The sequence below is a fragment of the Streptomyces sp. R21 genome (genome assembly GCF_041051975.1).
GTDB lineage: Bacteria > Actinomycetota > Actinomycetes > Streptomycetales > Streptomycetaceae > Streptomyces.
This window is the reverse complement of the sequence record NZ_CP163435.1, coordinates 4676590-4699859: the sequence shown is the minus strand read 5'-3', so window position 1 is coordinate 4699859 and position 23270 is coordinate 4676590. Positions and strand designations below refer to the sequence as shown.

General features: G+C 70.6%; 15 protein-coding genes and 1 tRNA gene. 13 read left to right on the top strand and 3 right to left on the bottom strand.

Going from position 1 to position 23270, the window contains the following annotated elements; all coding sequences use genetic code 11:
- Positions 1–67: 67 nt before the first annotated feature.
- Positions 68–442, top strand: a complete 375-nt coding sequence (locus AB5J56_RS20860) for an Rv3654c family TadE-like protein (RefSeq protein ID WP_369234252.1) — start codon at positions 68–70, stop codon at positions 440–442.
- Here the strand turns inward: AB5J56_RS20860 and AB5J56_RS20855 are convergent.
- Positions 408–2861, bottom strand: coding sequence for a DEAD/DEAH box helicase (locus AB5J56_RS20855; RefSeq protein WP_369234251.1), 2454 nt, complete (start codon positions 2859–2861; stop codon positions 408–410). The genes AB5J56_RS20860 and AB5J56_RS20855 overlap by 35 nt on opposite strands.
- A 79-nt stretch (positions 2862–2940) precedes the next feature.
- On the opposite strand from AB5J56_RS20855, the gene bldG reads away from it, so the two are divergent.
- The 12 genes from bldG (at position 2941) to AB5J56_RS20795 (ending at position 21617) form a co-directional block, all read left to right on the top strand.
- Positions 2941–3282, top strand: coding sequence for an anti-sigma factor antagonist BldG (gene bldG / locus AB5J56_RS20850; protein ID WP_003975386.1), 342 nt, complete (start codon positions 2941–2943; stop codon positions 3280–3282).
- A gap of 128 nt (positions 3283–3410) precedes the next feature.
- Positions 3411–3854: an ATP-binding protein gene (locus tag AB5J56_RS20845; protein WP_369234250.1), complete on the top strand. Its 444-nt coding sequence runs from the start codon at positions 3411–3413 to the stop codon at positions 3852–3854.
- A 357-nt stretch (positions 3855–4211) separates the two neighbouring features.
- Entirely contained in the window at positions 4212–6617 is a 2406-nt protein-coding gene (locus AB5J56_RS20840; RefSeq protein WP_369234248.1) for a sodium-translocating pyrophosphatase, read from the top strand.
- Between the two features lie 205 nt (positions 6618–6822).
- A complete protein-coding gene (locus tag AB5J56_RS20835) occupies positions 6823–7419 on the top strand; it encodes a small secreted protein (protein WP_369234247.1) in 597 nt (198 codons plus the stop codon).
- Positions 7420–7638: 219 nt separating this feature from the next.
- Positions 7639–9156: a methyltransferase gene (locus AB5J56_RS20830; RefSeq protein WP_369234246.1), complete on the top strand. Its 1518-nt coding sequence runs from the start codon at positions 7639–7641 to the stop codon at positions 9154–9156.
- 204 nt (positions 9157–9360) lie between these two features.
- Positions 9361–11625, top strand: a complete 2265-nt coding sequence (locus tag AB5J56_RS20825) for a protein kinase (RefSeq protein WP_369234245.1) — start codon at positions 9361–9363, stop codon at positions 11623–11625.
- Positions 11626–11744: 119 nt separating this feature from the next.
- Positions 11745–11942, top strand: a complete 198-nt coding sequence (locus tag AB5J56_RS20820) for a hypothetical protein (protein WP_369234244.1) — start codon at positions 11745–11747, stop codon at positions 11940–11942.
- Positions 11943–12204: 262 nt separating this feature from the next.
- Positions 12205–15018: a type I DNA topoisomerase gene (gene topA, locus AB5J56_RS20815; protein ID WP_369234243.1), complete on the top strand. Its 2814-nt coding sequence runs from the start codon at positions 12205–12207 to the stop codon at positions 15016–15018.
- Between the two features lie 117 nt (positions 15019–15135).
- On the top strand, positions 15136–18354 hold the full coding sequence (gene tmk, locus AB5J56_RS20810; protein WP_369234241.1) for a dTMP kinase: 3219 nt from the start codon (positions 15136–15138) through the stop codon (positions 18352–18354).
- A gap of 134 nt (positions 18355–18488) precedes the next feature.
- Entirely contained in the window at positions 18489–19694 is a 1206-nt protein-coding gene (locus AB5J56_RS20805) for a DNA polymerase III subunit delta' (protein WP_369234239.1), read from the top strand.
- Between the two features lie 119 nt (positions 19695–19813).
- Positions 19814–21436, top strand: coding sequence for an alpha/beta hydrolase (locus tag AB5J56_RS20800; RefSeq protein WP_369234238.1), 1623 nt, complete (start codon positions 19814–19816; stop codon positions 21434–21436).
- Between the two features lie 107 nt (positions 21437–21543).
- Positions 21544–21617 (top strand) — tRNA-Thr (locus AB5J56_RS20795).
- Positions 21618–21833: 216 nt separating this feature from the next.
- Here the strand turns inward: AB5J56_RS20795 and AB5J56_RS20790 are convergent.
- Positions 21834–22301, bottom strand: a complete 468-nt coding sequence (locus tag AB5J56_RS20790) for a hypothetical protein (protein ID WP_369234237.1) — start codon at positions 22299–22301, stop codon at positions 21834–21836.
- A 283-nt stretch (positions 22302–22584) separates the two neighbouring features.
- Positions 22585–23241, bottom strand: a complete 657-nt coding sequence (locus AB5J56_RS20785; RefSeq protein WP_369234236.1) for a TetR/AcrR family transcriptional regulator — start codon at positions 23239–23241, stop codon at positions 22585–22587.
- Between the last annotated feature and the right edge of the window lie 29 nt (positions 23242–23270).

The following is a 23270-nucleotide window of genomic DNA, read 5'->3' as shown; positions in this document are numbered from 1 at the left end:
TCGTCGTGAACCCGATGCGATCGGGCGGCGGTTCGCGTCGGACAGGGGCTCTGCGACCGTCTGGGTCATGGGGGCGATCAGTGTGCTGTGTGTCGTCTTCGGGGCTGTGCTGGCCATGGGGCAGGCCGTGGTGGTCCGGCACCGTGCCGCGGGGGCGGCCGATCTGGCGGCGCTCGCGGCGGCGGACCACTGGATGGACGGGGGAACGGCGGCCTGTGCGCGGGCGGACCGTGTGGCGCGGGCGCAACGGGCCCGGCTCGTCCGGTGTGCGATCGAGGGCGAGACCTCGGACGTGACGGCGGCGTCCGGCCGGGGCCCGTTCGCCGCCGAGGTCAGATCGAGGGCGGGACCCGCAGGACCGGTCGCCCCCGGCCCCGAAGGCACGGCCACTCCGCCGGCCCCGGTGGCTACCCCTCCGGTGCCTCCCGCAACAGCTCCGTGAGGAGGCGTACGGCTCCGCGTTTGTGGAGGGGATCGTTGCCGTTGCCGCACTTGGGGGACTGGATGCAGGACGGGCAGCCGGCGTCGCACTCGCAGGAGGCGATGGCCTGGCGGGTGGCGGTGAGCCAGGAGCGCGCGGTGTGGAAGGCGCGCTCGGCGAAGCCCGCGCCGCCCGGGTGGCCGTCGTAGACGAAGACCGTGGGAAGGAGGGTGTCCGGGTGCAGCGGGATGGAGACGCCGCCGATGTCCCAGCGGTCGCAGGTGGCGAACAGCGGAAGCATGCCGATGGACGCGTGCTCGGCGGCGTGCAGGGCGCCGCCGAGGATCTCCGGGTTGATCCTGGCCGCGTCCAGCTGGTCCTCGGTGACGGTCCACCACACGGCGCGGGTGCGCAGCGTACGAGGAGGGAGGTCGAGTTTCGATTCGCCGAGCACTTCGCCGGTGATGAGCTTGCGACGCAGGAAGGAGACGACCTGGTTGGTGACTTCGACGGATCCGTAGCACAACCGGCCCTGGCCCCAGGGGACTTCAGTGTCCGTCTCCAGCACGGAGATGGCCGTCGTGTCGCGGGCGACTGTCGAATACGGCGGGTTGGCCTCCTCGACCAGCGCGACGGAGTCCTCCAGGTCCAGCGTCCGCACCAGGTACGTACGGCCCTGGTGCAGATGCACCGCGCCCTCGTGGACGCTCGTGTGCGAGGAACCCGCGTCGACCGTGCCGAGCAGTCGCCCGGTGCCGGCCTCGACGACCTGGACGGGGCGCCCGCCGTCGCCGCGGATGTCCGTCAGGTCCGCGGCCCGCTCCCGGCGCGTCCAGTGCCAGGCCTTGGTGCGCCTGCGCAGCAGCTTCGCAGCCTCCAGCTGCGGAAGCAGTTCCTCGGTGGACGGGCCGAACAGCGCCAGGTCCTCGTCCACCAATGGCAGTTCCGCGGCGGCCGCGCACAGGTGCGGGGCCAGGACGTACGGGTTGTCGGGGTCGAGGACGGTGGATTCCACCGGCTGGTCGAAGAGGGCTTCGGGGTGGTGGACGAGGAAGGTGTCCAGCGGGTCGTCGCGGGCGACCAGGATGGCGAGAGCCCCCTGGCCCGAGCGTCCGGCCCGGCCCGCCTGTTGCCACAGCGAAGCCCGTGTGCCGGGATATCCGGCGATGACGACCGCGTCCAACCCGGAGACGTCGATGCCGAGTTCGAGGGCGGTGGTGGCGGAGAGGCCGAGGAGTTCGCCGGAGTGCAGGGCGCGTTCGAGGGCGCGGCGTTCCTCGGGGAGGTAGCCGCCGCGGTAGGCGGCCACGCGCCGGGCCAGTGAGCGGTCGACCTCGGCGAGCCGTTCCTGGGCGATCACCGCGATCAGCTCGGCGCCGCGCCGGGACCGTACGAAGGCCACCGTGCGCACGCCCTGGATGGCGAGGTCCGTCAGCAGGTCGGCGGTCTCGGCGGTGGCCGTGCGGCGCACCGGTGCGCCCTTCTCGCCGTGCAGCTCGGTGAGCGGGGGCTCCCAGAGGGCGAACACCAGTTCGCCGCGCGGGGAGGCGTCGTCCGCGACCTCCACCACCGGGAGGCCCGTGAGCCGACCGGCGGCGACCGAGGGCTCGGCGGCGGTCGCGGAGGCCAGCAGGAAGACCGGGGAGGCGCCGTAGCGCGCGCAGAGGCGGCGCAGCCGGCGCAGGACCTGGGCGACGTGGGAGCCGAAGACACCGCGGTAGGTGTGGCACTCGTCGATGACGACGAACTTCAGCGATTTCAGGAAGGAGGACCAGCGGGGGTGCGAGGGCAGTATGCCGCGGTGCAGCATGTCGGGGTTGGTCAGAACGTAGTTGGCGTACTGGCGTACCCATTCGCGCTCCTCGACGGGCGTGTCGCCGTCGTAGACCGCGGGGCGCACCGCATGGCCCAGAGGTTGTGAAAGTTCCTTCACGGACCGGCACTGGTCCGCCGCAAGGGCCTTGGTCGGGGCCAGGTACAGCGCGGTGGCCCCGCGGCCGTTGGGCGCCTCCGACCCGTCCAGCAGACGCGACAGCACCGGTACGAGATAGGCCAGGGACTTGCCGGAGGCGGTGCCCGTGGCGACGACCACCGAGTCGCCGTCCAGGGCGTGCTCGGCGGCCAGTGCCTGGTGGGCCCAGGGGTGCTCGATGCCCGCTGCCTGCACCGCGGCGATGACCTCTGAGCGAATCCGGTCAGGCCAGACGGCATGGCGACCCTCGCGCGGGGGCAAGTGCTCCGTATGAGTGATGCGCGAAGCCCGGCTCGGCCCCGAGGCGAGCCGGTCCAGGACCGTGCCCGGCGAGGGGCGGGAAGCGGTGTCCGTCGAGGGTCGATCGGATCGGTGATTCTTGGCCATCGGCACCGAGTGTGTCACTGGCTTGACGGACAATGGAGCCAAGGCGTCGTGCACGCCTGCCGGTAAGTGATTGAATGCCATCGCGGCTGGCGAACGTCCCAAGGGCTCCGCCGAGGTGTCCTGAGGGGCGACCGCTCGATAGCAAGGTGCTGGAGGATCCGTGGACCTGTCCCTGTCGACCCGTACCGTCGGCGATCGTACGGTCGTCGAGGTCGGTGGCGAAATCGACGTATATACCGCGCCCAAGCTGCGCGAGCAGCTGGTCGAGCTGGTCAACGACGGGAGTTTCCACCTCGTCGTCGACATGGAGGGCGTCGACTTCCTCGACTCCACCGGGCTCGGCGTGCTGGTCGGCGGCCTGAAGCGTGTGCGTGCCCATGAGGGCTCGTTGCGCCTGGTCTGCAACCAGGAGCGCATTCTGAAGATCTTCCGCATCACCGGTCTCACCAAGGTGTTCCCGATCCACACCTCGGTCGAGGAAGCGGTGGCGGCCACCGACTGACCCGTCACCGGGCCGCGAGCCGAAGACCGGCAGTAGTCGCGCGCCCATGACGGTCGAACCAACGTGGGGGGACCGGGCCTCGGCGGCCCGGCCCTCCGACAGCACGCCCGAAGTTCTGAGGGGGATGCATGGCCACCGTTGAACTCCGCTTCAGCGCGCTGCCCGAGCACGTCAGGACCGCCCGACTGGTGGCGGCAGCGGTGGCGCGCAGGGCCGGAGTGGACGAGGCCGTACTCGACGAGGTCAGACTCGCCGTGGGCGAGGCCTGTACCCGCGCCGTCGGACTGCACCAGAGCAGCGGAACGTCGGCACCGGTGCGAGTGACGCTGATCGAGGAGGAGAAGCAGTTCTCCATCGAGGTCGGCGACGAGGCACCGCGCGCGGCCCCCGGTGACAAGGCTCCGGGAGCCCGCGGCGACGGCGGCGACACGGACGTGGAGAGCGACGAGGACGAAATGGGCCTCGCCGTCATCAGCGGCCTCGTCGACGACGTGGAGGTCACCGCCGGAGAGAACGGCGGGCTGATCAGGATGAGCTGGCCCACCACGCCGCCGGCCACGGCTCTTCCCTGACAGCAGCCTCGCGTCTCCCCCCCCCCCCCCCCCCCGCAGCGGCCTTGAGCCGCGGCATCTCTTGCCCCGAAGGGCCCTACTGAGTAGGGCCCTTCGGCATGTCCCGCTGTCAGTGCCGGACCGTACAGTGATCACACAGAGCAATTCGTGAATTGATTCACGATCAATCGCGCGATAATTGGATCAAGCGTCAACGCCTTTGAGGCATTACTTCTTTCGAGCCCCATGGTGACGCGTCGATCATTTGCTGAAGAGCATGTGAAGGCTAATTCCGTTTACCGCGCACTGTTTTGATCAGGTTCCGGTACCTACAATCCGTCCACATCTTGAGCTCAGCACAGGCGTCAAGGAGGACGAATGGCGGGGCTTTCTACCCCTCATCAGTTTGACCACCCCACAACCTTCGCAGCCGCAGTACTGACAGACGACAACCGGCTCATCGTGATGGTGATCGGTGCTGTCGCCCTCGCGGCCCTCGTGGTCGCCGGGGTTCTCGTACGGCAGGTGCTCGCCGCCGGCGAGGGCACCGACAGCATGAAGAAGATCGCGACGGCGATCCAGGAGGGCGCGAATGCCTACCTGGGGCGCCAGATGCGCACGCTCGGCGTATTCGCCGTCGTGGTGTTCTTCCTGCTCATGCTGTTGCCCGCGGACGACTGGAATCAGCGCGCGGGCCGATCGATCTTCTTCTTGATCGGCGCGGTGTTCTCGGCCACCACCGGCTATATCGGTATGTGGCTCGCAGTACGGAGCAATGTCCGCGTGGCCGCCGCGGCAAGGGAAGCGACTCCGGCGGAGGGTGAGCCCGAAAAGGATCTCACCGCCGTCTCGCACAAAGCCATGAAGATCGCTTTCCGCACGGGCGGCGTCGTCGGCATGTTCACGGTGGGGCTCGGTCTGCTGGGCGCCTCCTGCGTGGTGCTGGTGTACGCGGCCGACGCGCCGAAGGTGCTCGAAGGATTCGGTCTCGGTGCCGCACTGATCGCCATGTTCATGCGTGTCGGCGGCGGCATCTTCACCAAGGCCGCCGACGTCGGCGCCGACCTGGTCGGCAAGGTCGAGCAGGGCATCCCGGAGGACGACCCGCGCAATGCCGCGACCATCGCCGACAACGTGGGCGACAACGTCGGCGACTGCGCGGGCATGGCGGCGGACCTCTTCGAGTCGTACGCCGTCACGCTCGTCGCCGCGCTGATCCTCGGCAAGGCCGCGTTCGGCGACGCCGGACTCGCGTTCCCGCTGATCGTGCCCGCGATCGGCGTGCTCACCGCGATGATCGGCATCTTCGCGGTCGCCCCGCGCCGGTCCGACCGCAGCGGGATGAGCGCGATCAACCGCGGCTTCTTCATCTCCGCGGTGATCTCGCTGGGACTGGTGGCCGCGGCGGTCTTCATCTACCTGCCGTCCACCTACGCCGAACTGGACGGGGTCACGAACGCGGCGATCAAGGCCAAGGACGGCGATCCGCGGATCTTCGCGCTCGTCGCCGTCGCGATCGGCATCGTGCTGGCCGCGCTGATCCAGCAGCTCACCGGCTACTTCACCGAGACCACCCGGCGTCCCGTGCGGGACATCGGCAAGAGTTCACTCACCGGCGCGGCCACCGTCGTCCTCGCCGGTATCTCGATCGGACTCGAATCGGCCGTCTACACCGCCCTGTTGATCGGCCTCGGCGTGTACGGGGCGTTCCTGCTCGGCGGTACGTCCATCATGCTGGCGCTGTTCGCGGTGGCCCTGGCCGGTACCGGTCTGCTCACCACGGTCGGTGTCATCGTCGCCATGGACACCTTCGGTCCGGTCTCCGACAACGCGCAGGGCATCGCCGAGATGTCCGGCGACGTCGAGGGCGCGGGCGCCCAGGTGCTCACCGACCTGGACGCCGTGGGCAACACCACCAAGGCCATCACCAAGGGCATCGCCATCGCCACGGCCGTCCTCGCGGCCTCGGCGCTCTTCGGCTCCTACCGGGACGCGATCACCACGGCGGCACACGACGTGGGCGAGAAGGTCTCCGGCGCGGGCGCCCCGCTGAACCTGATGATGGACATCTCCCAGCCCAACAACCTGGTCGGTCTCATCGCAGGCGCCGCGGTCGTCTTCCTCTTCTCGGGGCTGGCGATCAACGCGGTGTCCCGGTCCGCCGGGGCCGTGGTCTACGAGGTGCGGCGGCAGTTCCGCGAGCACCCCGGGATCATGGACTACACGGAGAAGCCCGAGTACGGGCGGGTCGTCGACATCTGCACCAAGGACGCCCTGCGCGAGCTCGCCACGCCCGGACTGCTCGCCGTGCTGACGCCGATCGCGATCGGTTTCACGCTCGGGGTCGGGGCGCTCGGCTCGTTCCTCGCGGGCGCGATCGGCACCGGCACGCTGATGGCGGTCTTCCTCGCCAACTCCGGCGGTGCGTGGGACAACGCGAAGAAGCTCGTCGAGGACGGTCACTACGGCGGCAAGGGCAGTGAGGCCCATGCCGCGACGGTGATCGGCGACACCGTCGGCGACCCCTTCAAGGACACCGCGGGTCCCGCGATCAACCCGCTGCTGAAGGTGATGAACCTGGTGGCGCTGCTGATCGCGCCGGCGGTCGTCAAGTTCTCGTACGGCGACGACAAGAACCTCGGGATGCGGATTCTGATCGCGGTGGTCTCGATCGCCGTGATCGTGGGCGCGGTGTACGTGTCCAAGCGGCGCGGGATCGCCATGGGTGACGAAAGCGACTCCGAGCGGGTGGCCAAGTCGGCGGATCCTGCGGTGGTTTCGTAGCACCAGGTTCCACACCTGGTCAGGTTCCGCTCAACGGGCGGGCGGACGGTGCGTATTGACGTGTCGTCCGCCCGCTCTTGTGTGTGTTCACACCCCGGCCGTGAGCCTTCTCTCTCTTGGTGCAAATGGCTCTAATACCGGTTAAAGCGGATGTTCGACACGCGGTTGTCGCCCACTTGGCGTGTATGTTCCGGGGCCGAGAGCCATGGAAGGGACCAATCCGGTGAACAAGAAGCTCACGGCCGCACTGTCCGGCGGTGCGGTACTGGTACTGGCGCTGTCGGGATGCAGCAGTAGCAGCGACGACAACAGCGACGCGCTGAACTCCTGGGCCAAGCAGGTCTGTGACGCCGTGCAGCCGCAGGCGAAGAAGATCGAGGCCGCCAACACCGCCATCCAGAAGGAGACCTCGGACAACAGCACGCCGGAAGAGGTCCAGAAGACCGACGCCCAGGCCTTCCAGGACATGTCCGACGCCTACAAGGCGATCGGCACCGCCGTCGAGAAGGCCGGGGCCCCCGACGTCGAGGACGGCAAGACGAAGAAGACGAACGCCGTCAAGGAACTCAACGACATCTCCGCGAAGTACGCGGACCTGAAGACGCAGGTCGAAAAGCTCGACACCAAGGACCAGTCGAAGTTCGCGGACGGTCTGAAGGGCATCGCGACCCAGCTCGACAAGCTGAGCCAGAGCGGGAACGACGCCCTGAAGAAGCTCGAGGAGGGCGAGGTGGGTGCGGCGATGGCGAAGCAGGAGAGCTGCAAGTCGGCGTCCGCCAAGCCTTCGGCGACCAACGGCTGACAGCGGCCAAGGGCTGACGGCAGCTAACGGCTGACCTCGGCCAACGGCTCACCTCGGCCAAGGCCCGACCACGACGAAACGCCGACCTCAGGGAGGCCGATCGTTCGGTCAACCGAAAGAGGGCCCGGTACGCGCGCGTGCCGGGCCCTCTCGCATGTTGTCCGCCAGGTTGTCCACAGGGGTACGCGCATCATGGGCGGCAACCGACACAATGGACGGGTGAGTAACACCAGCCTGTCACCGCTGCCCTCCTCCGACCGCGCCGACGTCGCCGCCCGGCTGCGGGACGCCCTGCTCGGGGCCTCCTTCACCGCCGACGGACTCCTCGACCTGCTCGGCGCCCCCGCGTACGCGGCCCTGGCGCGCAGCGAGACCGTGCCCGCGCTGCGGGCGACCCGCGGGGACACGCCGCTGGAGGCCCTCGTACGGCTCTTCCTGTTGCAGCAGCCCGTGCCCCGCGCCCGCCTGGCGGACGTGCTGCCCCTCGCCGACTGCCTGGAGAGCGGTTGGCTCACCGCTGTCGGTGGGGACGAGGTCTCCGCCACGGTGGACATCCGGCCGTACGGCGGTACCGACGGCGAGGACTGGTTCATCGTCTCGGACCTGGGCTGCGCGGTGGGCGGCGCCGGTGGCATCGGCAGCCGCGAGGAGGGCGTCGTCCTGGGCGTCGGTGGTGCCTCCACGACGCTCGCCGGCATCACGGTGCGCGGGCCCGTCGCCGCCGCGCTCGACCTCGGCACAGGCTCCGGAATCCAGGCGCTGCACGCCGCCCAGCACGCCACGCGCGTGACGGCGACCGACCTGAACCCGCGCGCGCTGCACATCACCGCCCTGACCCTGGCGCTCTCCGGCGCCCCGGCCGCGGACCTGCGCGAGGGCTCCCTGTTCGAGCCGGTCGCCGACGAGACGTATGACCTGATCGTGTCGAACCCGCCCTTCGTGATCTCTCCCGGCGCCCGGCTCACCTACCGCGACGGCGGCATGGGCGGGGACGATCTGTGCCGCACGCTCGTTCAGCAGGCGGGGTCCCGGCTGAACGAAGGAGGCTTCGCGCAGTTCCTGGCCAACTGGCAGCACGTGGAGGGCGAGGACTGGCAGGACCGGCTGCGCTCCTGGGTGCCGCGTGGCTGCGACGCCTGGATCGTGCAGCGCGAGGTCCAGGACGTCACGCAGTACGCCGAGTTGTGGCTGCGCGACGCCGGTGACCACCGGGAGGACCCTGCCGCGTACCAGGCGCGGTACGACGCGTGGCTCGACGAGTTCGAGGCACGCAAGGTGAAGGCGGTCGGCTTCGGCTGGATCACCCTGCGCAAGGCGGCCGCAGCCGAAGCCTCGGTCACGGTGGAGGAGTGGCCGCACTCCGTCGAGCAGCCCCTCGGCGAGGCGGTGCGCGCCCACTTCGACCGCGTCGACTATCTGCGGGCGCACGACGACGCGGCCCTGCTCGCCGGGCACTTCACGCTGGCAGCCGAGGTCGTCCAGGAGCAGGTCGGGCTGCCCGGCGCGGAGGACCCGGAGCACGTGGTGCTGCGCCAGCACCGCGGGATGCGCCGCGCCACGAAGGTGGACACGGTCGGCGCGGGCTTCGCGGGTGTGTGCGACGGCTCGCTGAGCGCGGGCCGGATTCTGGACGCCATCGCCCAACTTGTCGGCGAGGACCCGGTGTTGCTGCGCGACCGGACACCCGCGCAGATCCGGCTGCTGGTCGAACAGGGGTTCCTCGAACCGGTCGAATGACATCGTTCCGGGTGGCGGTTCGCCCGCCCGGGACCTTCCTCGACCTGGGACGGCTGGGGCTGCTTCGCTGCACTGGGTCACAAGTGCCCGATCTGACGGGATTGGTCAGCAAAAGGGCTCCTGTCAGTGGTGGATGCGAAGCTACCTTTTAGGGACAAGCTCCACGCGTTCTCGGGGGAGGCGCGCTGTCTCGGGGGAGGCGTGATGTCGGGGGAGACGCCGGATCAGGGTCAGGGCAGGATCATCAGCGGCAGGTACCGGCTGCTGCGGACGCTCGGCGCGGGCGGCATGGGGCGCGTCTGGCTGGCGTACGACAAGGAGTTGGCCTGCGAGGTCTCCATGAAGGAGATCGCGCTGCCGGACGTGCCGATGGACGCGAGCGAGCCCGCGCAGCGCATCGCGCGGGCCCGCAGCGAGGCCCGGCACGCGGCGCGGCTGCGCGGCCACCCCCATGTGGCCACCGTGCACGACGTGGTGGTGCACGAGGGACTGCCGTGGATCGTCATGGAGTACGTGCCGGACGCGGTCGATCTCCAGGCGGTTGTACGGAGTTCGGGGCCGCTGTCGCCCGCGCAGGTGGCCCGGATCGGGCTCGCCGTCCTCGACGCGCTGACCGCGGGCCACCGGATCGGGATCCTCCACAGGGATGTGAAACCGGCCAACATCCTTCTGGCGCCGGATGCTTCGGGCGACCCCTACGCGCGCGTGCTGCTCACCGACTACGGCATCGCGCTGCAACCCGAGTCGCACGAGCCCCGGCTCACCGCCACCGCCGGCATCCTCGGGACGCCCGGCTATCTCGCGCCCGAGCGCGCCCGTGGCGAGCCTCCGACACCGGCCGCCGACCTCTTCTCCCTGGGCGCCACGTTGTACGCCGCAGTCGAGGGCCGCGGCCCCTTCGACCGACACGGCGACTTCGCGACGCTGACGGCCCTGCTCGGTGAGGAGCCCACCCCGCCGGCGCGAGCGGGTGAACTGGCGCCGGTGCTGCACGGTTTGCTGGTCAAGGACCCGGTGCGCAGGCTGACCCCCGAGGCCGTGGGCCGCGGGCTGGAGCGGGCGGCGCAGGGGACGTCCAGCGGCTTCGGAGCGCCCCAGGGGTGGACGGTGGCGCCGGGCGCCTCGGCGCCGGGCTTCGGGCCCGCACCGGCCGCCCGTTCGATGGCCGACCCGCCGCCGGGATACGTCGCGAGCGGCCCGCCCGGGTATGTGATGGGCGGACCGTACGGAGCGCCCACGCCGGGCGCCCCCGCCGACCAGCCGGCGGCCACGCCCCAGGGCCCCGGGCTGTACATGGACCAGCCGCTGATCGCTCCCGGCAACCCGACCCCGGGCACCTTCGGCGGCCCGACCCCGGGCGTCCCGCACACGCCGGGCGCGCCCCCGACACCGAACACCCCGCACACTCCGCTGGGCGCTCCGGCCACGCCGGGGCAGACGCCGGGGGCCGGTGGTGGTCCGTACGGCGGCTGGAATCCGTACGCGAACAGCCCGACGGTGTCCTCGTACGACGGGCCGGGCGGCCACGGAGGGTACCCGGGCGGTCCCGGTGGCCCGGGCGGCCCGCCCGGCGGCGGACCCCGGGGTGGGAAGCGCGTCGGGGTCGTCATCGCCATCGTGGCGGCCGTCGCCCTTGTCATCGGCGGCGGTGTGTGGGCGGCGACCTCACTGACCGGCGACAAGGGCACACCCGACGGGCACTCCACCTCGACGAAGCCGAAGTCGAAGTCCAAGGTGCCCGGCCTGCCGTACGGAAAGGAAGTGGGCCTCAAGAAGGCGTTGCAGCCCGGCGACTGTGTGCACGTGGTCTGGCCGTCGCCGCAGATGGCGTTCCAGTCGAGGCCGAACCTGGGCGTCGTGAACTGTGCCCACGACTATCCGGACGGCCAGGTGATGTCGATCGAGAAGGCGAGCGACTACGCCGACGCCCAGGCCAACGGTGCCGACCAGTGCGCGAGCCAGGTCCAGGAGACGGCCGACTCGCTGGCCGACGCGGCCGTCTACGCCGTGACACCGACCAAGGAGGGGTTCGAGGCGGCCGGCGGAGGTACGGCATGTCTCGTACTCGGCCGTCATGTTCCCATCGGCGGAGAGATCGGGCAGTTCCGGGAGACCGAGGCGACCGTGTGGACGACCGAGATGAGCCTGGGGGACTGCTGGATCTACATCGACCACAAGAACAGCTTCACCTCGTCGCTGACCGACTGTGCCGATGGGCACACCGACCAGGTGATCGGCTTCACCGAGGTCCCGGAGGGCATGGGCTTCAACGAGGCGCTGGAGCAGGGAAACAAGCTGTGCGGCAACAAGTTCGAGTCGACTTGGGCGCCCGGATCCGATCTCGTCGTATACGGCTATCTGTCCGACGAGAGCCTCTGGAAGAAGGGGTTCACGTTTGTCGTGTGCACCGTGGCACAACCGGATCACGGCCAGTCGAGCGGGGCGATATCGGCACCCGGCAGCGTCTGAGCGGCGCCGGGCGGACGTATGAGGGGCTGTCCTCCCTGCGTTCACCGGGGATTGGTCTCCTCGTCGCGCACAGGTGTCAGCCTCCCGGTCCGGGCAACCCGGGACGGGAGGAAAGGCACATGGAGAGCGGATCGGCGATCTTCGCGGGGGCGGTGTTCGCCCTGTTCGGAAGCGCGCTGCTGACCTGGACCGTGGTCCGGGTGCGGCACCGCGAGCCCGTCGCGGACGGTGTGAGCCCTGTCGCATCCGCCGCGCTCGCGGCCCTTGCCTCGGTGGCCGCTCTCGCCGCGGGCGCGTGGTGCTTCACGCGCCTGTGACCGCGTGGTCCGTGGCCCTCGGTGCAGGGCGCCGCGGTAACTGATAGGTCACGCTCCGGATGGGCCGGGAAAGGGTCCCGGCCACTCCGGGCGGCAGGAATGGCGGTAGTCGGGTTACCGTTCGAGTGGCCGTTGCGGGCTTTTCCCGTTTGACACGGGGGCGGGATGTACCGTCACACTCCGCAGCGTCAGCACGACCCGACCCCTGGGGCAAGACCTGGGGCGACCGAGACCCCCGCGTCGACCGGAGAGAAGAGCGAAGTTGTCCCCGACCAGCGACACCGCACACGGCGGCCGCCGACTCGTCATCGTCGAGTCGCCTGCCAAGGCGAAGACGATCAAGGGCTATCTCGGCCCCGGCTATGTCGTCGAAGCGAGCGTCGGGCACATCCGCGACCTCCCCAACGGCGCCGCGGAGGTGCCCGAGCAGTACACCGGCGAGGTCCGTCGCCTCGGTGTGGACGTCGAACATGACTTCCAGCCGATCTATGTGGTCAACGCTGACAAGAGGGCCCAGGTCAAGAAGCTCAAGGACCTGCTGAAGGACTCCGACGAACTCTTCCTCGCCACCGATGAGGACCGCGAGGGCGAAGCCATCGCGTGGCACCTCCTGGAGGTCCTGAAGCCCAAGGTTCCCGTCCACCGGATGGTCTTCCACGAGATCACCAAGGACGCGATCCGCAGCGCCGTCGCCAACCCGCGCGAGCTCAACCAGCGCATGGTCGACGCCCAGGAGACCCGCCGTATCCTCGACCGCCTCTACGGCTACGAGGTCTCGCCGGTCCTGTGGAAGAAGGTCATGCCGCGCCTGTCGGCGGGCCGTGTGCAGTCCGTGGCGACCCGGCTCGTCGTCGAGCGGGAGCGCGAGCGCATCGCCTTCCGCTCCGCCGAGTACTGGGACCTGACCGGCACCTTCGGCACCGGTCGCGCCGGTGACTCCTCCGACCCGTCGCAGCTGGTCGCCCGCCTGACCACGGTCGACGGCCGGCGTGTCGCCCAGGGCCGCGACTTCGACTCGATCGGCCAGATCAAGAGCGCGAACACGCTCCACCTGGACGAGGCGAACGCCCGCGCGCTGGCCGCCGCCCTGGCCGACACGGACTTCGCCGTCCGCTCGGTCGAGTCCAAGCCGTACCGCCGCTCGCCGTACGCGCCGTTCCGCACGACGACGCTCCAGCAGGAGGCCTCGCGCAAGCTCGGCTTCGGCGCGAAGGCCACGATGCAGGTGGCACAGAAGCTGTACGAGAACGGCTTCATCACCTACATGCGTACGGACTCCACGACCCTCTCGGACACGGCGATCACCGCCGCCCGCACCCAGGTCACGCAGCTGTACGGCGCCGACTACCTGCCGTCCAGCCCGCGCACCTACGCCGGCAAGGTCAAGAACGCGCAGGAGGCGCACGAGGCGATCCGCCCCTCCGGCGACCGCTTCCGCACCCCCGCCGAGACCGGCCTGACCGGCGACCAGTTCAAGCTCTACGAGCTGATCTGGAAGCGGACCGTCGCCTCCCAGATGAAGGACGCGACCGGAAACTCGGTCACGGTCAAGATCGGCGGTCGCTCCAGCGACGGCCGCGACGCCGAGTTCAGCGCGTCCGGCAAGACCATCACCTTCCACGGCTTCCTCAAGGCGTACGTCGAGGGCGCGGACGACCCGAACGCCGAGCTCGACGACCGCGAGCGCCGGCTGCCGCAGGTCAGCGAGGGCGACCCGCTGTCCGCCGAGGAGATCTCGGTCGACGGCCACGCCACCAAGCCCCCGGCCCGCTACACCGAGGCCAGCCTCGTCAAGGAGCTCGAAGAGCGCGAGATCGGCCGCCCGTCGACGTACGCGTCGATCATCGGCACGATCCTCGACCGCGGCTACGTCTTCAAGAAGGGCACGGCCCTGGTGCCGTCCTTCCTGTCCTTCGCCGTGGTCAACCTCCTGGAGAAGCACTTCGGGCGGCTCGTCGACTACGACTTCACCGCCAGGATGGAGGACGACCTCGACCGCATCGCGCGGGGCGAGGCGCGGGCGGTGCCGTGGCTGAAGCGGTTCTACTTCGGTGAAGGCGCCGAGGGCGGCGCCGCGGACGCGGGCAACGGCGACGGGGACCACCTCGGCGGCCTCAAGGAGCTCGTCACCGACCTGGGCGCCATCGACGCCCGCGAGGTGTCGTCCTTCCCCGTCGGCAACGACATCGTGCTCCGCGTCGGCCGCTACGGCCCGTACATCGAGCGCGGCGAGAAGGACTCCGAGAACCACCAGCGCGCGGACGTCCCCGAGGATCTGGCCCCCGACGAGCTGACGGTCGAACTCGCGGAGGAACTGCTCGCCAAGCCGAGCGGCGACTTCGAGCTGGGCGCCGACCCGGAGTCGGGCCACCAGATCATCGCCAAGGACGGCCGCTACGGCCCGTACGTCACCGAGGTGCTCCCCGAGGGCACCCCGAAGACCGGCAAGAACGCCGTCAAGCCGCGTACCGCCTCGCTCTTCAAGTCGATGTCGCTCGACACGGTGACCCTCGCGGACGCCCTCAAGCTGATGTCCCTGCCGCGCGTGGTCGGCAAGGACGCCGAGGGCGTGGAGATCACCGCGCAGAACGGCCGCTACGGCCCGTACCTGAAGAAGGGCACGGACTCGCGGTCGCTCACCGCCGAGGACCAGCTCTTCACGATCACCCTCGAAGAGGCGCTGGAGATCTACTCCCAGCCCAAGCAGCGCGGCCGCGCCGCCGCCAAGCCGCCGCTGAAGGAACTCGGCGCGGACCCGGTCAGCGGACAGCCCGTCGTCGTCAAGGACGGCCGCTTCGGCCCGTACGTCACCGACGGCGAGACCAACGCGACCCTGCGCTCCGGCGACAGCGTCGAGGAGATCACCCCGGAGCGCGGCTTCGAGCTGCTCGCCGAGAAGCGTGCCAAGGCACCGGCCAAGAAGACCGCCAAGAAGGCGCCCGCCAAGAAGACGGCCACCAAGAAGGCCCCTGCCAAGAAGACGGCCGCAAAGAAGACGACGACTTCGAAGACGGCCGCCAAGAAGGCACCCGCCAAGAAGACCGCCGCAAAGAAGACGGCCGCTTCGGAGAGCTGAGCCTGCTGAGCCCTCCGCGCCCAGTGCGCGCGTGCGCCCCTACACCTTCAGGTGTGGGGGCGTCCGTATGTTCGGCCACCCCTTCGAGGAGTCAGTGGGTCCGGATAGGCTGGCACGATGACGCGAGCCGAGCAGCCAACGGCCCATGAACCGGCCCCCGACGACGCCCTGGTCGCAGATTCCCGCGAGCGCGCCGTCCGCGCCCTGCTGCGCCGGCCGCAGTTGAAGCGGCTCTGGAGCGCACAGCTCGTGGGAGGTGTCGGCGACGCCCTCGCCCTGCTTGTCCTGGTCGTCCTCGCCCTCCAGGCGGCCATCGCCGAGGGCTCCTTCGGCGGCGGCTACCGAGGAGTGGCCCTCGCCGTGGCGGCCGTCTTCGGGGTACGGGTTCTCGCCACACTCCTCTTCGGCGCCGTCCTCCTCGGCCCGCTCACCTCGCTGACGTCCCCGGACGGCCCGCTCGACCGGCGCTGGACCATGGTCGGCGCGGACGGACTGCGCGCCGCGCTGCTGATCGTCGCGCCCCTGTGGATCGACTGGACCCCGGACGACGCCCTCGCCGTCCTCCTCGTCATCGCCTTCGTGACCGGAGTCGCCGAGCGGTTCTGGACGGTGTGCCGCGAGAGCGCGGCGCCCGCGCTGCTGCCCGCGCCGCCGCTGGAGGGCGCCACGGTGCGCCCGCTGCCGGACCACATGGACGCACTGCGGCGCCTGTCGCTGCGTACGGGATTCATCGCGGTGCCGATCGCGGCCGCCACGCTCGTCGTCGTGTCCCTCGTCAACAACCTGCTGGGCGCCGGAATCATCTGGTTCGAGCAGCACCAGGCGGCGCTCGCCTCGTACGTCGCCGCAGGGCTGTTCGCGGCCTCCCTGTCGGTCGTCACGTTCCTCGAACTGCCCGACTCCCGCACCCCGCGCGCCCGCTCGCCCCTGGAGGGCCTGCGCCGGCCCCGGACGGGCACCGGCGTCGACAAGGGCCGTACGGGCGCGATCCCGCTGCTGGTCCTCGCCTGCGCCGCCGTCGCCGGGGCGATCTCGGCCTCCGTCGCCGTCTCCGTGCTGCACGCCAAGGACCTGGGCGGCGGACCGGTGACGTACGGACTGCTGGTCCTCGCGCTGACCGGAGGCGTCGTCGTCGGCATCCGTACGGCGCCGAAGGTGCTGCCGTCGCTGTCGCGGCGCCGGCTGCTCGCGCTGGCGATCGCCTTCACCGGTGTCGCACTGCTCGCCGCCGGGCTCGTCCCGGACGTCACCACCGTGCTGCTGATCATCGGCCTCGCGGGCATCGGCGCGGGCGTCGCCGCGAACACCGGGCACACGCTCCTCGACCAGGAGGTCGAGGAGTACCGGCGGGCGCGTACGACCGAACACCTGCACGCGGTCGTACGGGTCCTGGTCGCCCTGGGGGCGCTGCTGGCGCCCGTGGTGGCCGCCGGGATCGGGCCGCACCGTCTGGAGAACGGCAAGTTCGTCTTCGCACACGGCGGCGCCGCCTTCACACTCATGCTCGTCGGCGCACTGCTGCTGCCGGTCGCCGCGCTGGTCCTCGCCAAGGTCGACGACCGCTCCGGCGTACCGCTGCGGCACGACCTGCTGGACGCGCTGCGCGGCGGCGACGACCCGGACCAGCTGGCCGCCGCGACCGGGTTCTTCATCGCCCTGGAGGGCGGTGACGGGGCCGGGAAGTCCACCCAGGCCGAGGCCCTCGCCGAGTGGATCAGGGCCAAGGGCCACGAGGTCGTGGTCACCCGGGAGCCGGGCGCCACGCCGGTCGGCAAGCGGCTGCGGTCGATCCTCCTCGACGTGTCGTCCGCCGGGCTGTCGCACCGGGCCGAGGCGCTGCTGTACGCCGCCGACCGCGCCGAGCACGTCGACACGGTGGTGCGGCCCGCGCTGGAGCGGGGCGCCGTGGTCATCTCGGACCGCTACATCGACTCGTCGGTCGCCTACCAGGGCGCCGGCCGCGACCTGTCGCCCACCGAGATCGCCCGCATCAACCGCTGGGCGACGGACGGGCTGGTGCCCCATCTGACGGTGCTGCTCGACGTCTCCCCGGAGACGGCGCGCGAGCGGTTCACGGAGGCGCCGGACCGGCTGGAGTCGGAGCCGCTGGAGTTCCACACGCGCGTGCGGTCCGGTTTCCTGACGCTGGCCGCGGCCGACCCCGGGCGCTACCTGATCGTCGACGCAGGTCAGGAGCCCGAGTCGGTCACCACGGTCATCCGCCACCGCCTCGACGTGATGCTGCCGCTCTCCGAGGCCGAGGTGAAGGCTCAGGAGGAGGCGCGCAGGGCGGCCGAGGAGGAGGCCCGGCGCAAGGCCGAGGAAGAGGCCGCCCGCAAGGCCGAGGAGGAGCGCCTGGAGCGCGAGCGCCAGGAGCAGCTGGCCCGTCTGCGCGCCGAGGAGGAGGAGCGCAAGCAGCGCGAGCTGGAGGAGGCCCAGCGGCGCGAGGCCGAGCGCCAGGCGGAGGAGGCCAGGCAGCGTGCCGAGGAGGCCCGGCGCCGCGCCGAGGAGGAGCGCGTCAGGCAGCTCGCCGAGGAGCAGGCCCGGGCCGCCGAGGAGGAGCGCCGACGCAAGCAGGCCGAGGAGGAGGCCCGGCTGCGGGCGGAGGCGGAGGAGCGCCGCCTGGAGAAGCAGCGCAAGGCCGAGGAAGCCCTGCTGCGGGCCGAGGAGGCGCGACGGGCGGCTGAGGCCGCGGCGGCCGCCGCGGCTGCTTCGACAGCTGCTTCGGGTGCGTCCGGTTCCGCGGCGTCCGGTCGGTCGCGTTCGACTCCGTCCGACCACGAGACGACGGTGCCCACGCCGATCGTGACGCCCTCGAACGCCGCGGGCGGTCCCATGGAGGAGACGGCCAAGCTGCCCAAGCCGCCGGTACCGCCGGGGGCGGCTGACGAGACGGCCGTACTTCCTCCCGTACGGGAGGACCGGAGCGCTGACGAGACGGCGGTGCTTCCCCCCGTACGGGACGATCGGGCCGCCGACGAGACGGCGGTGCTGCCTCCCGTCCAGGACGCGAGGGGCGCCAGGGATTCAAGGGGTGCCGGGGATGGCAGGAGCACCAGGGACGCCGGTGCGGGTGGTTCTGCGGACCGAGTGCCGAAGGGCTACTTCCGTGACGAGCGCCCGTCGCCCCGGTCCTCCGACGCGCCAAGGCCCGACGGCGCCGAGGACCGCACCCGGGAGCTGCCGCAGGTCGACGACGGGGGCACACCGCGCCGTCGACCCCGCTCCGACTGGGCGGAGGAGACCCCGCTGGACGACCTTCCGAGCCTGGCGGACGAACTGCTCGGCCCGCGCGAGGACGACGACCGGGACGAGGGCCGGGGCGGGCGCCGCTGACTCCGGTCCCGATCCCGGTCCTGCCCCTGATCCCGGCCCGGGCCTGCCTCTGAGCCCGGCCGCGGGGCCCGTTGTCAGTGGCGACCCGCACAATGGACGCGGCAAGGCAAAGTGCGACGAAAGGGCGGTGCTCCGTGCCCGTATGGGACGACCTGGTGGGCCAGGAGAAGGTGAGCGAGCAGCTCGCCGCCGCCGCACGTGACGCCGACGCGCTCGTCACCGCGATCGCCACGGCCGCGCCTCCGCCCGAGGCGTCGAAGATGACGCACGCCTGGCTGTTCACGGGCCCGCCCGGCTCGGGCCGCTCCACCGCGGCGCGTGCGTTCGCGGCGGCGCTCCAGTGCGTGAGCCCCGACCGCGCGCTCGGCGGCGTTCCCGGCTGCGGCTTCTGCGACGGATGTCATACGAGCCTGGTGGGCACGCACGCCGATGTGCAGATCGTCCGCACGGATCTCCTGTCCATCGGTGTGAAGGAGACCCGCGACCTGGTCCGCCGCGCCCAGATGTCGCCCGCCGGCGGCCGCTGGCAGGTGATCGTTCTGGAGGACGCCGACCGCCTCACGGAGGGCGCGGGCAACGTTCTGCTGAAGGCCGTGGAGGAGCCCGCCCCCCGCACGGTCTGGCTGTTGTGCGCCCCCTCCATCGAGGACGTCCTCCCGACCATCCGCTCGCGCTGCCGCCTCCTCACGCTGCGCACCCCGCCGGTGGAAGCGGTCGCCGACATCCTCGTACGACGTGACGGCATCGAGCCCGCCGTCGCCGCCGTCGCCGCGCGCGCGACGCAGGGCCACATCGGGCGGGCCCGTCGCCTCGCCACCGATCGCAGCGCCCGAGAGCGCCGGGCCGCCGTCCTGAAACTCCCGCTCCGCATCGACGACATCGGCGGCTGCCTCAAGGCCGCCCAGGAGCTGATCGACACGGCGGCCGAGGACGCCAAGCAGCTCGCCGAGGAAGTCGACGTGAAGGAGACCGACGACCTCAAGACGGCGCTCGGCGCGGAGAAGGGCGGCCGCATGCCGCGCGGCACCGCGGGCGTCATGAAGGAGCTGGAGGACCGGCAGAAGCGCCGAAGAACGCGTACGCAGCGCGACAGCCTGGACCTGGCCCTGATCGACCTCACCGGGTTCTACCGCGACGTCCTCGCCCTCCAGCTCGGCTCCCGTATCGCCCTCGCCAACACGGAGGCCGAGGACACCCTGGAGCGTCTGGCCCGCGGCAGCACACCGGAGGCGACCCTGCGCCGTATCGACGCGATCGCCGCCTGCCGCGAGGCCCTGGACCGCAACGTGGCGCCGCTGCTCGCGGTGGAGGCGATGACGATGGCGCTGCGGGCGGGGTGACCCATTCGGGTTCACCCTCCCGGTGGACCGGAACCCCAGGCCGGTTGACCATGTCACTCGTATGAGGATCATCGGCCACCGATGGTGAGCATTTCATCGCGCAGGGTTACGCTCGCGAGATGTACAACAGGCGCCCTGTCAGGTCTTCCAGGTCTTCCGCCGGATCCGTTCGTTCCACCGGCACGGGTCGTACGCTCCGCGCCGGCGGCACGCTGCTCGCCGTGGCGGCGCTGCTCGTCTCGGCCTGCTCGTCGGGCAGTTCGAGTACGGCCAAGTCGACGACGGACACGGCGCTGGGCGCGCTGCCCCGCGCCACGCCGTCGACGCTGTCCCCGTTCTACGGGCAGAAGCTGACCTGGCGCACCTGCGGTGTCCCCGGCTTCCAGTGCGCCACGATGAAGGCGCCGCTCGACTACGCCAAGCCGACCTCCGGCGACATCAGGCTGGCCGTCGCCCGCAAGAAGGCCACCGGGCCGGGCAAGCGACTCGGCTCGCTGCTGGTCAACCCGGGCGGTCCGGGCGGCTCCGCGGTCGGATATCTGCAGCAGTACGCGGGCATCGGCTACCCGGCGGAGGTCCGCGCCCACTACGACATGGTCGCCGTCGACCCGCGCGGCGTGGCCCGCAGCGAGCCGGTCGAGTGCCTCACCGGCCGAGAGATGGACGCGTACACGCAGACGGACTTCACCCCCGACGACAAGAGGGAGAAGGGTGAACTGGTCGACGCCTACAAGAAGTTCGCCGAGGGCTGCGGGCAGCGGTCGCCCGAGCTGCTGCGGCATGTCTCCACGGTCGAGGCGGCCCGTGACATGGACATCCTGCGCGCGGTGCTGGGAGACCGGAAGCTGACGTATGTCGGGGCGTCGTACGGAACGTTCCTCGGGGCGACGTACGCCGGGCTCTACCCGGACCGGGTGGGCCGGCTGGTCCTGGACGGCGCGCTGGACCCCTCGCTCAGCGCCCGCAAGCTGAACGAGGACCAGACGGCGGGCTTCGAGACCGCCTTCCAGTCCTTCGCGAAGGACTGCGTGACCCAGAGCGACTGCCCGCTCGGCGGCGCGGGCACGAGCCCGGACCGGGTCGGCAAGAACCTCAGCGCGTTCTTCGCCCGGCTGGACAGGGCCCCCATTCCGGCCGGCGACGCGGACGGTCGCAAGCTCGGCGAGTCGCTGGCCACGACGGGCGTGATCGCGGCGATGTACGACGAGTCGGCCTGGCCCCAGCTGCGCGAGGCACTCTCCTCGGCGATGAAGGAGCGGGACGGCGCCGGTCTGCTCGCCCTCTCGGACGGCTACTACGAGCGCGACGCCGACGGCCGGTACGCGAACCTGATGTTCGCCAACTCCGCCGTGAACTGCCTCGACCTTCCGGCGGCCTTCTCCACCCCCGACCAGGTCGAGGGCGCGCTCCCCGCCTTCGAAAAGGCGTCCCCCGTCTTCGGTGAGGGCCTCGCCTGGGCCTCCCTGAACTGCGCCTACTGGCCGGTGAAGCCCACCGGTGAGCCCCACCGCATCGAGGCGAAGGGCGCGGCCCCGATCGTCGTGGTCGGCACCACCCGCGACCCGGCGACCCCCTACCCCTGGGCCCGGTCCCTCGCCTCCCAGCTCTCCTCCGCCACCCTCCTCACCTACGTCGGCGACGGCCACACCGCCTACGGCCGCGGCAGCGACTGCATCGACTCCGCGATCAACCGCTACCTCCTCCAGGGCACCCCGCCCGCCAGGGGAAAGCGCTGCTCATAACCCTGCCGCGGGCCCCGGAGCCAGGGCCTCCGGGGCGTGTGCGGAGCACTCCCCGAAACTGTGTAGACTTACCGACGTTGCTGATCGCACCATAGTGCGGACAGCGCGCCGCCTTAGCTCAGATGGCCAGAGCAACGCACTCGTAATGCGTAGGTCTCGGGTTCGAATCCCGAAGGCGGCTCTGCCGAAGCCTCAGGACTCACTCGCCGTGACCTGGGGCTTTTGCTTTTTTTGGAACCTGCGGTGGCGCCGAGTGCGGGCCGCTCGGCTGTCGGTGGGCTCAGGCGTGGTCGCAGACGCCGGTTCCGTGACGGGTTCGGCGTGGGGGCATGCGGGCGGCGACGTTCTCGCCGATGATCTGGTGTCCAGGTAGTCGGGACCGTCGGCGCCGACTCCGTCAGTTCGGGCCGCCCCACACCGCCTCCAGGTCTTGGCAGCGGACCGTGATGCTCGCGTCCGTCAGCGCGATTTCGTGCACGCAACCGCCGTCCTCGGTTGGGAGGATTTCGTCGAGGAGGACGGTGTCGACGCGCATCCAGTCGATCGAGTGCTCGTAGTCGATGGAGAAGTGCCGCACGCCTGAATAGCTGATGCGCAGCCCGGAGTCGTGTTTCGACGCGTTGGGTGCGAACTCCAGGACCAGCCCTCCGCTCTTGTCCATGGCCAGGTGGATCCCGGCCAGCTCCAGGTCCTTGACGCAGCGCATGTTTCCGTGGCCCATGTCGTAGTGCGCAGGGTCGCACGCGAACGTACGGGCTCCTGGGGGAAGTTCCTCGTGGAGCTTCGGGAGCTCGTCCAGATAGGACGTTGGGTCGAGGGAGAATCCGTACCCCTCGGGATGCCAGACGGCCTGCACGAATCTCATGTGTGACGCCTCCGATCAGTCGTCATACCAGTCCTCGCGGAATTCGGTCAGTCGCTGTCTTGCTGTCCCTGGTCCCGGTTGTGGTCGCAGTGGTGGGTTGTGAGCGGGGCATGAAGTGGTCTCCCCTGCGGTGCATCGCGTCCTTCGGGAGGTGGGAACTGCCCTTGACGTACGGCGAGTCTGGCTGATCTGGGTGTGCGGTCGAGTGTCGGCGGCCGTGCTCAGAAGCTGCGCGGTTCTCTCCGGTGGTTCCTCCGGCAGGTGACGGCGGTCGTCGGCTCGGTCACGGTGAAGGGGGCGGCAGGGCCCGGCACTTGTAGCCGTAGAGGAAGGTCTGTACTCCCGCGGTGACCATCGCCCTGAGCTCGGCCTTGTCGTGCAGTGCGGCTCGGTCGGTCAGGTTGTCGGCGGAGATGAGCAGCATCAGGTGCCCGGCGGCGCGTGTGGGGTCGTCGATCGTGAGGTCGCCGCGCTCGGTGATCCGGCGCAGTCGCTCGGCGAGTTCGCTCCGGGTGCGGCGGGGGCCGCTCTCCTGCCAGAGCTTGAGCGCGGCCGGCGGGATGTGCTCCGTCTCGGCGTTGATCTGGCGGATGAGGGCGAAGTGCGGGGCCAGATCGGACGTCAGTACGCCGAGCCAGGCGACGCCGAAGTCGATCAGGTCCGCTTCGAGGTCGACGACCTTGCTCAGATGGCGGTCGATGATGTCGACCATGGTGTCGGCGACCCGCTGAGTGCTCTCCTGGATCACTGTCTGGAACAGCTCGGCCTTGTCGGTGAAGTGGTTGTAGATGGTGCGGTTGGAGACGCCCGCCTCCGCGGCGATCGCATCCAGGCCGGCGCGTGTGTAGCCGTCGCGGGCGAACCGCGTCAGGGCCCCGGCCACGATCGCCCGGCGCTTGTCGGGCTGTCCGGCCGGTTTCTTTTTCTCCTTCTCCGTCATGCGCGCCGAGGTTACTCGATTACACCGAT